This is a genomic window from Bacillus sp. BC05(2025) (assembly GCF_056725905.1).
In genome coordinates this window covers 52,692-66,654 of sequence record NZ_JBWYRA010000011.1, presented here as the reverse complement: position 1 = coordinate 66,654, position 13,963 = coordinate 52,692, and the positions used below count along the sequence as shown (strand labels likewise).

Sequence of the window (13,963 nt, the reverse complement as noted above, 5' to 3'; positions counted from 1 at the left end):
CCATTGTATTTTTATATTTTTTCGTGTTATTTTATTATAAGGCAAATAATCTTTATGAGGTGAGTACAAATGAAACGTATTGGTGTATTAACAAGTGGTGGAGATTCACCTGGTATGAATGCTGCCATTCGTGCAGTTGTTCGTAAAGCGATTTTCCATGATATTGAAGTATATGGTATTTACCATGGATACGCTGGATTAATTTCTGGTCATATTGAAAAATTAGAACTTGGTTCTGTTGGCGATATTATCCACCGCGGTGGTACAAAATTATATACAGCAAGATGTCCTGAGTTTAAAGACCCAGAAGTACGACTAAAAGGTATCGAGCAATTAAAGAAACACGGTATCGAAGGACTTGTTGTTATTGGTGGAGATGGTTCTTACCAAGGCGCTAAAAAATTAACTGAACAAGGATTCCCATGTGTTGGTGTACCAGGTACAATCGATAATGATATCCCTGGAACAGACTTCACAATTGGTTTCGATACAGCTTTAAACACTGTTATTGATGCAATTGATAAAATTCGTGACACAGCTACATCTCATGAACGTACATATGTTATCGAAGTAATGGGACGTCACGCTGGTGATATCGCATTATGGGCTGGTTTAGCTGATGGTGCGGAAACAATCTTAATTCCAGAAGAAGAGTATGACATGGAAGATGTTATCGCTCGTCTGAAGCGCGGTAGTGAACGTGGTAAAAAACACAGTATTATCGTTGTCGCTGAAGGTGTTGGAAGTGCAATTGATATCGGTAAGCACATTGAAGAAGCAACAAACTTTGATACTCGCGTAACTGTATTAGGTCACGTACAACGTGGTGGATCACCAAGTGCACAAGACCGTGTATTAGCAAGTCGTCTTGGCGCAAGAGCAGTTGAATTATTAATTGCTGGTAAAGGTGGACGTTGTGTAGGTATTCAAGATAACAAACTTGTTGATCATGACATTATCGAAGCGTTAGCTCAAAAGCATACAATCGATAAAGATATGTATCAATTATCTAAAGAATTATCCATCTAATCGGCGTAATGTCGGATATTTGGGAACGGTTTCATAATTTTCGGAGGTGCAATATGCGTAAAACTAAAATTGTATGTACTATAGGTCCTGCTAGTGAAAGTATTGAAAAATTAGAGCAATTAATCGAAGCAGGTATGAACGTTGCTCGTTTAAACTTCTCTCATGGTAGCCATGAAGAGCATGGAGCTCGTATTAAAAACATTCGTGAAGCTTCAAAGAAAACTGGTAAAACAGTTGGTATCTTACTTGATACAAAAGGTCCAGAAATCCGTACTCACGACTTCGTAGACGGACAAGCTGAGCTTGTAACAGGTGCAGAAGTTGTTATTTCTACTGAGCAAGTATTAGGTACTGCAGAGAAGTTCTCTGTATCTTATGCTGGTCTTTATGACGATGTAAACCCGGGTTCTCGCATTCTAATCGATGACGGTCTTATCGAACTAGAAGTAATCGAAAAAGCTGACGGAAACATCCGTACAAAAGTTCTTAACAGCGGAACTGTAAAAAATAAAAAAGGTGTTAACGTACCAAACGTAAGCATTAAGCTTCCTGGTATCACTGAAAAAGACGTAAAAGATATCCTTTTCGGTATCGAGCAAAAAGTTGATTTCATCGCAGCTTCATTCGTACGTAAAGCAGCTGACGTATTAGAAATCCGTGAATTATTAGAAGAGCATAACGCTCAATACATCCAAATCGTACCAAAAATCGAAAACCAAGAGGGTATCGACAACATCGATTCAATCTTAGAAGTTTCTGACGGCTTAATGGTAGCTCGTGGTGATATGGGTGTAGAAATTCCACCAGAAGAAGTACCATTAGTACAAAAACGTCTAATCAAAAAATGTAACGTGTTAGGTAAGCCAGTTATTACTGCAACACAAATGTTAGATTCTATGCAACGTAACCCACGTCCAACTCGTGCGGAAGCAAGTGACGTAGCTAACGCAATCTTCGATGGTACAGATGCAATCATGCTTTCAGGTGAAACAGCTGCTGGACAATACCCAGTAGAAGCAGTAACAATGATGGCTAACATTGCAGTACGTGTTGAAAAATCATTACAATATGAAGATATGTTCAAAAAACGCATTAAAGAGTTCACTCCAACAATTACAGATGCAATTAGCCAATCTGTTGCGCATACAGCACTTGCTCTTGATGTAGCTGCAATCGTAGCTCCAACAGAAAGTGGATATACTGCGAAAATGATCTCTAAATACCGTCCAAAATCTCCAATCGTAGCTGTAACATCTGACGAGCAAGTAGGACGTCGTCTTGCACTTGTTTGGGGTGTACAAGCATTTATGGCTGAGAAGCGTGCAGCTTCAACTGACGAAATGTTAGATACAGCAATTCAAACAGGTATGGATGCAGGTCTAATCGGACTTGGAGACACTGTAGTAATCACTGCTGGCGTTCCAGTTGCTGAAACTGGTACAACAAACTTAATGAAAATCCACGTTGTTGGTGAAGAAGTTGCTAAAGGACAAGGAATCGGTCGTAAAGCTGCAAAGGGTAAAGTAGTTGTAGCAAAAACAGCTGCTGAAGCTGTAGCGAACGTAAACGAAGGTGATATCCTTGTTACAACAAGCACTGATAAAGATATGATTCCTGCAATCGAAAAAGCTGCTGCTCTAGTTGTAGAAGAAGGCGGCTTAACAAGCCATGCTGCTGTTGTAGGTGTATCAATCGGTATTCCTGTTATCGTTGGTGTAAACGGCGTAACAGCAACTTTAAAAAATGGCCAAGAAGTAACAGTTGATGCAGCACGCGGAATTGTTTATAATGGACATGCGGAAGTGCTATAAGTAATACGGAGAGAAGGATCGGAGTCCTTCTCTTTTTTTTACACAAAAATGAGGTGAAACTAGCTTAAGACGTCTGAAATTGCTTTTAAAAGCTGTTTATTATGAAGTTTGATAAGAAAGTGCATTCGGCTTTTATATGGTGTATATGGACGTTGTGAGGGCGTTTAAAGTGATAGTATGTGAGGGGAGTGTAGAACTATGAAGTGGTTACTATTCTTGTTTATATTAATACCGGCGATTGAGATTACAGTCTTAATTGGATCGAGTCATGTAATAGGTTTATGGTCTACGTTCGCTATGATTGTATTTACGGGTGTTGTAGGTGTGTATTTAGCGAAAAGGCAAGGTTTTAAAGTGCTTGGAGAGATTCAATCTAAGTTGAATAGAGGAGAAATGCCAGGAGGAGCGGTCCTAGATGGTATTTTTATCTTTATAGGAGGTGTTCTTTTGGTGCTTCCTGGATATGTAACGGATATAATAGGTTTGATCTTTGTTATCCCTATGACGAGGGGGTTATTGAAGCCGTTTGTTATGAAGTGGATAGAATGGAAGTTTAGAAAGAACTCTACTATTATTGTACAGAAATAGTGCTTAGATTATAGCAATCTAAGCACTATTTTTTTGTCTATAAAAGGATGAGAGGGGTGGTTAAAGGTCTGTTAATTAAAATTTAGTGATTGTGCAGGTGAAATTCCTAAAGGTTAAAGTTTGATTTGTTGTATATTTTTCGAGTGAATCTGTAATTTGAGGAGTTAGTAGTTTTTAATGAGTCTGTTTTAGAATAATTTCTTTGAACTCAAGTTTGATTTGTATATAAAAAGAATGAATTGATGTGGAAATGTTAAAAGTGATCGGTGAAATGATTAGTTTAAGTGTAATTCTATGCACTTTTGTATATTTATTCATTTACATAAAAAGTAATAAATGTAAGTAATAATTATAAAATTAATAGAATAAATATGTAAAATTACCTCAAAATATACGTTTTTTATGCAAAAAACAAGAGAATTATCCTTTTTTAGGGCAATTCTCTTGTTGTGTGTAATGAGTGTGAAAAATAAGTGCAAGGAATAATCAGTGGGAATTTCCCACTGATTACATGTAAGTTTTTTGTTGTGTATGAATTAGAAACTATTATTTTGAAGGTGAGCCTTTAATATATTTCCACAAATCATGGAATACACGAGCTTTGTGCAATGTATTAAGTAGTACTAAGGTGACTGGACCGATGATTAATCCTAAGAAGCCAAAGAGCTTAAAGCCGACAAATAGAGCAATTAGTGTTGCTAATGGATCGAGGCCGATATTAGAAGAAAGTACTTTAGGCTCCATAATTTGTCTTTGGACAATCACGACGATGTATAAAATGAGAAGACCAATGGCGAAAGCAGTGTCGCCAGTGAAAAATACGTATATAACCCAAGGAACGAATACAGCTCCTGTTCCTAAATACGGGAGTAAATCTACAACTCCTGTAATAATCGCGATAGTAATGGCGTATGGTACGCGTAATATTAAAAGTCCGATTAGTACAATAACAGTTGTCATAGATACGAGTGTAAGTTGCGCTTTAACAAAACCGAATAAAGCTTTTCTTAAATCGACAAAAATCGTTTTTCCATAGCCATGAACACGGTTGGGTAAAAATTTTCTTACTTTCTGAGCAAGACGATGCCAATCGTAACTAATGAAGAAAGTAGCTAATAAAACGAATACAAGCACAGTTAAAGTTGTGGGTAATGCACTAATGAAATTTGTTAATCCGCTTATAATAGCCGTTAAAAGTTCTTTCATTTGCGTCGTTGCTTCTGTTCCTAGGTTTTGAATGTTTTGTGTAATCGTATAGCGCTGTGGTTCCCCGAGATGATTAAATTTAGAAATTAAATCATCATAGAGAGGCATAATATGATTAAGTGCAAATTGCTGAGCGAATGCAACGATATCTGGAAACTTTACTGTAACAAGTTGTAGTAAGTATGTTGTGGCAGATATTGCCTCTGTTACAAGGTATGTAACGAGTCCGACAATAGCTCCGAATACGAGAATTAAGCTAACGAGTACTGCGAGTGCGCGAGGAAATTGTAGTTTTTGATTAAGGAAATTGACGACAGGATTAATCAAATAAGCAAATGCGAAAGCGATAATGAAAGGGTAGATAAGTCCTGACATATATAGTAATGCATAGAACCCGGCTACCGTCGCTACAATGACAAATATGAGTCGCAATATCATATATAGTAAGTTTCGATTCAAAGATGTATACCTCCCATTCCAATTTGGATTATCCTAATTCGTTCAACTTATAACGAGTGTGCCCCACTGATTAAAGTTTCACTTTATGTTATAGTGGAATGATGGATTTTTCCTGCTTTTTCAGTACGTGAGTGACTGTGAAAGCTTGGTGTTGATGCTTCTACTATATGGTAAAAACTTCATTTTCTCTTCTTTTTATTTTACCTGTTTCTTTTTAGAAAAGAAAGGAGAGACGACCGTTTTTAAAAATGTATACATGCTCCCATTTTGATGGTGAAAGTCTCAGGTTATCATTTTAAAATACATAAAAAAATGAAGTGATTCATGTTGAATAGGCATCGATATAGCATGTATAACGATAGGTTTAAAGGTATTTTTGTTTGGAAATGAGTTCATTATTTTCAGAAAGGAAGTGTAAACATGATTAGTCAGTCAACGTTATTTTTATTCATACTACTTATTATAGGACTTATTGCGAAAAACCAATCGCTAACTGTAGCTATTGGTGTGTTATTTTTATTGAAATTTACGTTTCTAGGAGATAAAGTCTTTCCATATTTACAAACGAAAGGAATTAATCTCGGTGTTACGGTTATTACAATAGCAGTACTCGTCCCGATTGCGACGGGGGAGATAGGTTTTAAACAACTCGGAGAAGCAGCGAAATCGTATTATGCATGGATTGCTTTAGCTTCAGGGGTAGCGGTTGCCTTGTTAGCAAAAGGCGGCGTGCAATTATTAACGACGGATCCTCATATTACAACTGCCCTCGTTTTCGGGACAATTATAGCGGTTGCTTTATTTAATGGGGTTGCTGTAGGTCCGTTAATTGGGGCTGGAATTGCCTATGCAGTTATGAGTATTATACAGATGTTTAAATAAGGAATTTTATAGTAATATAAAAATTTTGAATTCTTTCTGTTCACAAAAGTCAGATAATTGTTTATAATAGGATTAGAAACTTTGAAAAGTTACATAACAGCAGAGACTTTACACCAGATAAAATAAAAACAACATAAAACAATTTTATAATGATATTGTTTTATGTTGTTTTTATCATAAAACTCTTCGGAATTAATTTTCCTCACTAACTTGTTGTTTTGAGCGTGAGGATTCGGGGAGACATTCACGCTCATGCTTTCCATGTAAACAATGGACAATAAGAGGGGAACATCGCAACAAATTTGCATGATCGTGCATTTTGCTTGCCTAAAGAGTGAACGGGCGTTCATAATTCAAAAGGGAAGCAAATAGATATAAGGAGCAAGGTTGGGAGAATTTTCAGGAAAAGGAGAGAATGTCATGACTGTTATTCGAGGTTTAGAAGGGGTAGTAGCAACAACATCATCTGTGAGCTCTATTATTGATGATACATTAACTTATGTTGGGTATAATATTGATGATTTAGCGGAGAATGCTACATTTGAAGAAGTAGTATACTTATTATGGCATCGCAAGCTTCCTAACGAACAAGAACTAGAGAAATTTAAAGGGACTATATCGGAATACTATAAAGTGCCAGATGAGATTTTAACATATTTGAAACAAGTAGATTTAAAAATCGCACATCCGATGTCGGTTTTACGAACTGCAATTTCCATGCTATCATTATACGATGAGAGCGCTGAAATTATGGATGAAAAGTCCAATTATTTGAAAGCGGTTAAATTACAGGCTCAAGTGGGAACTTTAGTTGCTGCTTATGCAAGAATTCGTAAAGGGCTAGATGTTGTTGAGCCTAGAAATGATTTATCATTAGCTGCAAACTTCTTGTACATGTTAAATGATCGCGAACCAAATGAAGTTGAAATTGAAGCTTTTGATAAGGCACTTGTACTTCACGCAGATCATGAGTTAAACGCTTCTACATTTACTGCACGCGTTTGTGTAGCTACACTTTCAGATGTATATTCTGGTATTACAGCAGCAATCGGTGCGTTAAAAGGTCCTCTTCACGGCGGGGCAAATGAAAATGTAATGAAGATGTTAACTGAAATTGGCGAAGAAGAAAATGTAGAATCATATATTCATAATGCTCTTCAAAATAAAGTGAAAATCATGGGCTTTGGCCATCGTGTATATGAGCAAGGTGATCCACGTGCAAAACATTTACGTGAAATGTCCAAGAGATTATGCGTGCTTTTAGGAGAAGACAAATGGTATAATATGTCTATCAAAATTGAAGACATTGTAACAAAAGAAAAAGGTCTTCCACCAAATGTTGATTTCTATTCAGCTTCTGTATACCATTGTTTAGGAATTGACCATGACTTATTTACACCTATCTTTGCAATTAGCCGTATGTCAGGCTGGTTAGCTCATATTCTAGAACAATATGAAAACAACCGTTTAATCCGTCCGCGTGCTGACTATAATGGACCAACACATCAAGTGTACGTTCCAATTGCACAACGATAAGCGAAAAACACTATTTCGATAGTGAAAATACGCTTTCAAAAGTCTGATTTTTTCGGAAAGATGTAATGATTAGAATATTTTAATTTGACTAACGGTTTGAACTGAGGGGTTATTCCCTCAGTTTCATACATATGAAATTTCAAACATGGGGGTTATCACATTGACGACAGGTGAAAAAATTACTGTAACTAATGGTGTTATGAATGTACCAAACAATCCGATTATTCCATTTATCGAAGGAGATGGAATTGGTCCTGATATTTGGGCAGCTGCATCTCGCGTACTAGAAGCAGCAGTTGAAAAAGCTTATGATGGTGAGAAGAAAATCGTTTGGAAAGAAGTGCTTGCAGGGGAAAAAGCATTCAACCAAACAGGCGAGTGGTTACCAGAAGAAACTTTAAATTTAATCCGTGAGTATTTAATCGCGATTAAAGGTCCACTTACAACTCCAGTTGGCGGTGGTATTCGTTCTCTAAACGTAGCACTTCGTCAAGAATTAGATTTATATGTATGTCTACGTCCAGTTCGTTACTTTGAAGGTGTTCCTTCACCTGTAAAACGTCCGGAAGATACTGATATGGTGATTTTCCGTGAAAATACAGAAGACATTTATGCTGGAATTGAATATGCACAAGGATCTCCAGAAGCAGAAAAAGTTCTTGCTTTCTTAAAAGAAGCAATGGGTGTTAATAAAATCCGCTTCCCAGAAACATCTGGTATTGGTATTAAGCCGATCTCAGAAGAAGGGACAAAGCGTCTTGTTCGTGCTGCAATTCAATATGCAATCAACGAAAAACGCTCTTCTGTTACATTAGTTCATAAAGGAAACATTATGAAATTTACAGAAGGTGCTTTCAAAAACTGGGGTTACGAAGTAGCGGAACAAGAATTCGGCGACAAAGTATTTACTTGGGCTGAATATGATCGTATCGTTGAGAAAGATGGTAAAGATGCAGCGAATAAAGCGATGGCAGACGCTGAAGCGGCTGGAAAAATCATCGTAAAAGATTCTATTGCAGACATCTTCTTACAACAAATTTTAACTCGTCCACGTGAGTTCGATGTTGTTGCAACAATGAACTTAAACGGAGACTACATCTCTGATGCACTTGCTGCACAAGTAGGTGGAATTGGTATTGCACCTGGTGCAAACATTAACTATGTAACTGGACATGCTATCTTTGAAGCTACACATGGTACAGCTCCAAAATATGCAGGTTTAGATAAAGTAAACCCATCTTCAGTTCTTCTTTCTGGTGTATTATTATTAGAACACTTAGGATGGAACGAAGCTGCGAAATTAGTAACTGCTTCTGTTGAGAAAACAATTGCTTCAAAAGTAGTAACTTATGATTTCGCACGCTTAATGGAAGGTGCAACAGAAGTGAAATGTTCTGAGTTCGCTAATGAACTTATTAAAAACATGGATGTAGCGATAATCAAAAACGCATAATTAAAGCGGGGGGTAAATTATGACAATCAAACGCAAGAAAGTTTCAGTCATCGGTGCAGGATTTACAGGAGCAACAACAGCATTCTTATTAGCACAAAAAGAACTTGCAGATGTTGTATTAGTGGACATTCCACAACTGGAAAATCCAACAAAAGGGAAAGCGTTAGATATGTTAGAAGCGAGCCCAGTACAAGGTTTTGATGCTAACATTATTGGAACATCTGATTACGCAGATACTGCTGATTCTGACGTTGTCGTAATTACAGCAGGTATTGCGCGTAAGCCTGGTATGAGCCGTGATGACTTAGTAGCAACAAACTCTAAAATTATGAAAAGTATTACGCGCGACATTGCAAAACATTCACCAAATGCAATTATTGTTGTATTAACAAATCCAGTTGATGCAATGACATATTCTGTATTTAAAGAAGCAGGATTCCCGAAAGAGCGTGTTATCGGTCAATCGGGCGTATTAGATACAGCTCGTTTCCGTACATTCATCGCACAAGAATTGAATCTTTCTGTGAAAGACATTACAGGATTTGTTCTTGGTGGACACGGTGACGATATGGTACCTCTTGTACGTTATTCTTATGCAGGTGGCATTCCGTTAGAAACGTTAATTCCGAAAGAGCGTTTAGAAGCAATTGTAGAACGTACCCGTAAAGGTGGCGGCGAGATTGTAGGCTTATTAGGAAACGGTAGTGCATATTATGCACCAGCTGCTTCTTTAGTTGAAATGACAGAAGCAATCTTAAAAGATCAACGCCGTGTATTACCGGCTATTGCGTACCTTGAAGGTGAATATGGTTATAGTGACCTTTACTTAGGGGTACCAGTAATTTTAGGTGGTAACGGAATTGAAAAAATTATTGAATTAGAACTTCTTGCAGATGAAAAAGAAGCGCTAGATCGCTCTGTGGAATCTGTACGTAATGTTATGAAGGTTCTTGTTTAATAATTAAATATAAGTAGAAAAAGATTCGGGGCTCCGAATCTTTTTCTACTATATATGCAAATGTTTTTTTGAAATAATATGAAAACGCTATCATTTGGTGTATCCTATAATGAAACTATAGATTGATACTATACATTGCCCTCATCATAGTAAATTTCGGATCAAGTATCGCTTTTAGTAGGATAATAAGGTGAAAAAATCGGAGGGGGTTGTAACATGTTAAAGAAAAAAGTTCAAATTGGTCGTAAAATGGATGAAATTACAGTAGGAGAGAAATTATCTATCACTGAAAAAATTGAGGATAAAGATTTGTTATTGTACTTAGGTTTAACGAATGATGCCAATCCATTATATATTCAGCATGATTACGCATCCCAAACTCCGTATGAAAAGCCGATTGTACCAAGCATTATGCTAACTGGAATGATTACAACGGCAGTTACGAAATATTTACCAGGTCCAGGTAGTCATATTACGAGAAAGGACCTTACGTTCGTGAAGCATGTTCACCATTATGAAACGTTACAAATCCACTTTGAAGTTGTGGCTGTTTCTGAGGAGGAGCATACAATTGATATGCTTGTATCTGCTCATGATGAAAAAGGAGAAACGGTTGTAAAAGGTTCATTAACAGTAACGCCGCCTTTCAAATCAGTTTCTATTATGGAAAAAGCATTAGATAATTTTTAAAAAATGAAAATATGAATAGCGCTAGCATACCTTACTATAAGGGGCTAGCGCTATTTTTAGTTGAAGAATCCTTGTGTGAATCCTTCAGCGAAATCTGAACAGCCTGTTTTAATCGTATCCCAGCTTGGGGCGTTGAATGTAAGAATACACGTTACTATTAAAGATAGAATAGGTAGAACTAGTCGCATAAAAGACCTCCATATAATAAATATTTATATATTTAAATTAATAATATAAGTATTGGTAATGTAAGTCAATGAAGGGGGATTTTTTAGGATGAGATGGAAAAAAGAAGACGTTATCTTTGAAACGATAAGAGAAGCTGAAGTGTGGGCGGACGGGGTCGCGAATGAAATGTATGGAAGACTATTTAATGGATATGAAACACCGGACTATAAAATAGCATATGCTCTTTCGTTTTTTCTAGCGCAAAATCGAGAATTCAATATTCATACGGAAGTAGAATGGAATGAAAAGATAGATGTGTATAAAGTATGGATAACAACACGTTAATGGAAGGGAATGAGTAAAAACGATAGAACAATCTGAATCCATGAATAGACAATTATATTGAGAGGGGCCTTGTTTTCTAGTATGATGAGAATAACGGGGAAAATACTAGGATGAAGAAGGTTTCAAGTCTATAACTTGGAGGAAAAGAATGAACAATCGTATTTTAGTAGTTGATGATGAGGAGTTTATCTTAACTTTAATTGAATTTAATTTACAACAAGCTGGGTTTGAGGTTATAACAGCGATGGATGGAGAAATGGCGCTTCAAAAAGCGACAACAGAACGCCCAGATTTAATTATATTAGATTTAATGCTTCCAAAAATGGATGGTATGGAAGTTTGTAAAGAATTACGATTGCAGCGCGTTATGACGCCGATTTTAATGTTAACAGCAAAAGATGATGAATTTGATAAGGTGTTAGGTCTTGAACTAGGGGCGGATGATTATATGACGAAGCCGTTTAGTCCAAGGGAAGTTGTGGCACGTGTGAAGGCGATTTTACGCCGTACGAAATTGCAACAAGAAGAGCAAGTTACAGAATCATCAGATGAAGAGAGTATCACAATTGCTGACCTTAAAATTTTGCCAGAGTTTTATGAGGCTTATTTCCAAGGAAGAAAGCTTGAACTAACACCAAAAGAATTTGAACTACTTGTTTATCTTGCGAAAAATAAGAGCCGTGTGTTGACGCGTGATCAATTATTAAGTGCTGTATGGAACTATGATTTTGCTGGTGATACACGAATTGTTGACGTTCATATTAGCCATCTGCGTGATAAAATTGAACAAAATACGAAAAAACCGACGTACATTAAAACGATACGTGGTTTAGGATATAAATTAGAGGAGCCAAAAGGGGATGAATAAATTTCGTTCCAGGCTTCTTTTTACATTTGTTTCTCTTATTGTTTTCATTTTAGTCGGACTAGGTTTACTGCTGGAAACTGTGTTTGAAAACTACTATATAGATCATGCAAAAGAGAGAATGGTAAAAGAGACAGAATATGTTGCGGTATTAGCAGAAGAACAAGGTTTTGATAATGTTTTAAAAAATCCGTACGTTTTTGAAAAGTTAGAAGAAAAAATTCAGGCGTCTATTGCATTTGTAGATGAAAAAAAGAAAGTTCAATATAGCGGAGGAGAACATTCTGCGTTTAGCCAAGGGATAATTAAAGAACTTTCTTCAGAAACAACGAAACAAAGAAATAAAGTCATTACGAAAGAAACAGATCAAAATAATGAATTTTACCATGCGGTGTTCGTTCAAGATGTAGCAGGGAAACAAGGTTACATTTTGGTGAAAAGTACAATTGAGCCTTTGAAAGCTGTTCATCAAAAAACGTGGGGATTATTAATTATCGGATTTGTTATCGCGTGTCTCGTCGTCGTATTTCTAGGTATGAGAATTACAGGGCAATACATTAGGCCGATTGAATCCGTTACGAAAGTTGCTATCGAATTAGCGAAGGGCAATTATAAAGCACGCGCTTATGAAAGTCATTCAGATGAAACGGGAATGTTAAGTAAGGCGATTAATATTTTAGCTCGTAATTTACAAGAGATGACACTTGAACAAGAAATGCAACAAGATCGTCTGCATACGTTAATTGAAAATATGGGAAGTGGAATGATTTTAATTGATAGTCGCGGTTATATAAACCTTGTAAACCGTTCATATAAAGAAACTTTCCACGTAACAGATGAAGAATATTTAGATCGTTTATATTATGAATCGTTTCATCATCCAGAAATTATAGAGCTTGTGGAAGAAATCTTTATGACAGAAGTGAAAGTGCGTAAACAAATGTTATTGCCGCTTGGAATTGAGCGAAAGCATTTTGAAGTATATGGAGCACCAATTATCGGGACGAATCATGAATGGAAAGGAATTGTACTTGTATTCCATGACATTACTGAGCTGAAGAAATTAGAACAAATGAGAAAAGACTTCTTAGCGAATGTTTCTCATGAACTAAAGACGCCGATTACTTCTATTAAAGGTTTTTCGGAAACGCTATTGGACGGTGCTATGGATAATAAAAAATTCTGCGAACATTTCTTACACATTATTTTAAAAGAAAGTGAACGCATGCAAGGGTTAATTGAAGATTTATTAGATCTATCAAAGATTGAACAACAAGGATTTAAATTGAGTATGGGGACCGTTGATATGAAGGGACTTCTTGAAGACATTCATATGGTGCTTGATAATAAAGCGGGAGAAAAAGAAATCTCTCTACAAGTAAATACGCTAAAACGAGTCTCTGTCATTGGAGATCCAAGTCGTTTGAAGCAAATCTTTATTAATTTAATTAACAATGCAATCGTATATACGCCGGCTGGAGGCGTTGTTTCTGTAGAATTGGCAGAAGATAAATATAATGCTTATATAAAAGTTTCGGATACTGGAATTGGTATTAGTAAAGATGAAATTCCACGTATTTTTGAACGCTTTTACCGAGTAGATAAAGCGAGAAGTCGAAATACTGGTGGGACAGGTCTCGGATTATCAATTGTAAAGCATTTAGTTGAGGCGCATCACGGTACGATTACAGTGGATAGTGAAGTTGGGGAAGGGACAACATTTACAGTTGTTTTACCAAAATCAGCAACTGAAAAATAGGATGAAGGATGTTTACAATATATTAACAATGGCTTAATTAAATATTAATAAAGCTCTGTTAATATAATACATGAAAACCCCTTCATCCAAGGAGTAATTTTGGACGAGAATAGTTATGCTGTTCTCGTCACTTCCCTTTTATATTAGTAAACGTTTTTATATATGATAGAAAATAGCCGTTATTTTTCTTCTCTCTATTAGTCATGTTAATATA

At 36.4% G+C, this 13,963-nt stretch carries 13 protein-coding genes; 11 read left to right on the top strand and 2 right to left on the bottom strand.

Going from position 1 to position 13,963, the window contains the following annotated elements:
• Window positions 1-69 precede the first annotated feature (69 nt).
• The 3 genes from pfkA (at window position 70) to ACZ76X_RS24650 (ending at window position 3,428) form a co-directional block, all read left to right on the top strand.
• Window positions 70-1,029, top strand: a complete 960-nt coding sequence (gene pfkA, locus ACZ76X_RS24660; protein ID WP_000821163.1) for a 6-phosphofructokinase — start codon at window positions 70-72, stop codon at window positions 1,027-1,029.
• A 53-nt stretch (window positions 1,030-1,082) separates the two neighbouring features.
• Window positions 1,083-2,840: a pyruvate kinase gene (gene pyk, locus ACZ76X_RS24655; protein WP_479851974.1), complete on the top strand. Its 1,758-nt coding sequence runs from the start codon at window positions 1,083-1,085 to the stop codon at window positions 2,838-2,840.
• A gap of 198 nt (window positions 2,841-3,038) precedes the next feature.
• Window positions 3,039-3,428, top strand: a complete 390-nt coding sequence (locus tag ACZ76X_RS24650; protein ID WP_479851973.1) for an FxsA family protein — start codon at window positions 3,039-3,041, stop codon at window positions 3,426-3,428.
• Window positions 3,429-3,974: 546 nt separating this feature from the next.
• Here the strand turns inward: ACZ76X_RS24650 and ytvI are convergent.
• A complete protein-coding gene (gene ytvI, locus ACZ76X_RS24645) occupies window positions 3,975-5,093 on the bottom strand; it encodes a sporulation integral membrane protein YtvI (RefSeq protein WP_001081377.1) in 1,119 nt (372 codons plus the stop codon).
• 420 nt (window positions 5,094-5,513) lie between these two features.
• Between ytvI and ACZ76X_RS24640 the strand changes: the two genes are divergently transcribed.
• The 5 genes from ACZ76X_RS24640 (at window position 5,514) to ACZ76X_RS24620 (ending at window position 10,612) form a co-directional block, all read left to right on the top strand.
• Window positions 5,514-5,975, top strand: coding sequence for a DUF441 domain-containing protein (locus ACZ76X_RS24640; RefSeq protein ID WP_000625507.1), 462 nt, complete (start codon window positions 5,514-5,516; stop codon window positions 5,973-5,975).
• Window positions 5,976-6,362: 387 nt separating this feature from the next.
• Window positions 6,363-7,511, top strand: coding sequence for a citrate synthase (gene citZ, locus ACZ76X_RS24635; protein ID WP_142337383.1), 1,149 nt, complete (start codon window positions 6,363-6,365; stop codon window positions 7,509-7,511).
• A 160-nt stretch (window positions 7,512-7,671) separates the two neighbouring features.
• Window positions 7,672-8,964, top strand: a complete 1,293-nt coding sequence (gene icd, locus ACZ76X_RS24630; RefSeq protein WP_071715229.1) for an NADP-dependent isocitrate dehydrogenase — start codon at window positions 7,672-7,674, stop codon at window positions 8,962-8,964.
• Window positions 8,965-8,983: 19 nt separating this feature from the next.
• Window positions 8,984-9,922: a malate dehydrogenase gene (gene mdh / locus ACZ76X_RS24625; RefSeq protein ID WP_000153232.1), complete on the top strand. Its 939-nt coding sequence runs from the start codon at window positions 8,984-8,986 to the stop codon at window positions 9,920-9,922.
• A 216-nt stretch (window positions 9,923-10,138) separates the two neighbouring features.
• Window positions 10,139-10,612, top strand: coding sequence for a MaoC family dehydratase (locus ACZ76X_RS24620; RefSeq protein ID WP_000914180.1), 474 nt, complete (start codon window positions 10,139-10,141; stop codon window positions 10,610-10,612).
• 56 nt (window positions 10,613-10,668) lie between these two features.
• Here ACZ76X_RS24620 and ACZ76X_RS24615 read toward each other — a convergent pair whose 3' ends face one another.
• The gene (locus ACZ76X_RS24615) at window positions 10,669-10,800 is read right to left on the bottom strand and encodes a hypothetical protein (protein ID WP_001241581.1); all 132 of its coding nucleotides are present in this window, start codon (window positions 10,798-10,800) and stop codon (window positions 10,669-10,671) included.
• An 88-nt stretch (window positions 10,801-10,888) separates the two neighbouring features.
• Between ACZ76X_RS24615 and ACZ76X_RS24610 the strand changes: the two genes are divergently transcribed.
• The 3 genes from ACZ76X_RS24610 to phoR all read left to right on the top strand — a co-directional run bounded on the left by ACZ76X_RS24610 (window position 10,889) and on the right by phoR (window position 13,749).
• Complete coding sequence (locus ACZ76X_RS24610; protein ID WP_479851972.1) at window positions 10,889-11,125, top strand: hypothetical protein; 237 nt, start codon at window positions 10,889-10,891, stop codon at window positions 11,123-11,125.
• A 148-nt stretch (window positions 11,126-11,273) separates the two neighbouring features.
• Window positions 11,274-11,993 (top strand): two-component system response regulator PhoP, encoded by a 720-nt coding sequence (gene phoP, locus ACZ76X_RS24605; protein ID WP_098668052.1) that lies wholly within the window; start codon window positions 11,274-11,276, stop codon window positions 11,991-11,993.
• Window positions 11,986-13,749, top strand: coding sequence for a sensory box histidine kinase PhoR (gene phoR, locus ACZ76X_RS24600; RefSeq protein ID WP_479851971.1), 1,764 nt, complete (start codon window positions 11,986-11,988; stop codon window positions 13,747-13,749). The genes phoP and phoR overlap by 8 nt, the downstream gene beginning before the upstream one ends.
• The last annotated feature ends 214 nt before the right edge of the window (window positions 13,750-13,963 follow it).

Excerpts from the sequence above, each read along its gene's own strand:
- ACZ76X_RS24620 (WP_000914180.1), top strand. The coding sequence starts at position 10,139 with ATGTTAAAGAAAAAAGTTCAAATTGGTCGTAAAATGGATGAAATTACA.
- pyk (WP_479851974.1), top strand. The coding sequence starts at position 1,083 with ATGCGTAAAACTAAAATTGTATGTACTATAGGTCCTGCTAGTGAAAGT.
- pfkA (WP_000821163.1), top strand. The coding sequence starts at position 70 with ATGAAACGTATTGGTGTATTAACAAGTGGTGGAGATTCACCTGGTATG.
- ACZ76X_RS24640 (WP_000625507.1), top strand. The coding sequence starts at position 5,514 with ATGATTAGTCAGTCAACGTTATTTTTATTCATACTACTTATTATAGGA.
- ACZ76X_RS24615 (WP_001241581.1), bottom strand. The coding sequence starts at position 10,800 with ATGCGACTAGTTCTACCTATTCTATCTTTAATAGTAACGTGTATTCTT.
- ACZ76X_RS24650 (WP_479851973.1), top strand. The coding sequence starts at position 3,039 with ATGAAGTGGTTACTATTCTTGTTTATATTAATACCGGCGATTGAGATT.
- ACZ76X_RS24610 (WP_479851972.1), top strand. The coding sequence starts at position 10,889 with ATGAGATGGAAAAAAGAAGACGTTATCTTTGAAACGATAAGAGAAGCT.
- mdh (WP_000153232.1), top strand. The coding sequence starts at position 8,984 with ATGACAATCAAACGCAAGAAAGTTTCAGTCATCGGTGCAGGATTTACA.
- phoP (WP_098668052.1), top strand. The coding sequence starts at position 11,274 with ATGAACAATCGTATTTTAGTAGTTGATGATGAGGAGTTTATCTTAACT.
- phoR (WP_479851971.1), top strand. The coding sequence starts at position 11,986 with ATGAATAAATTTCGTTCCAGGCTTCTTTTTACATTTGTTTCTCTTATT.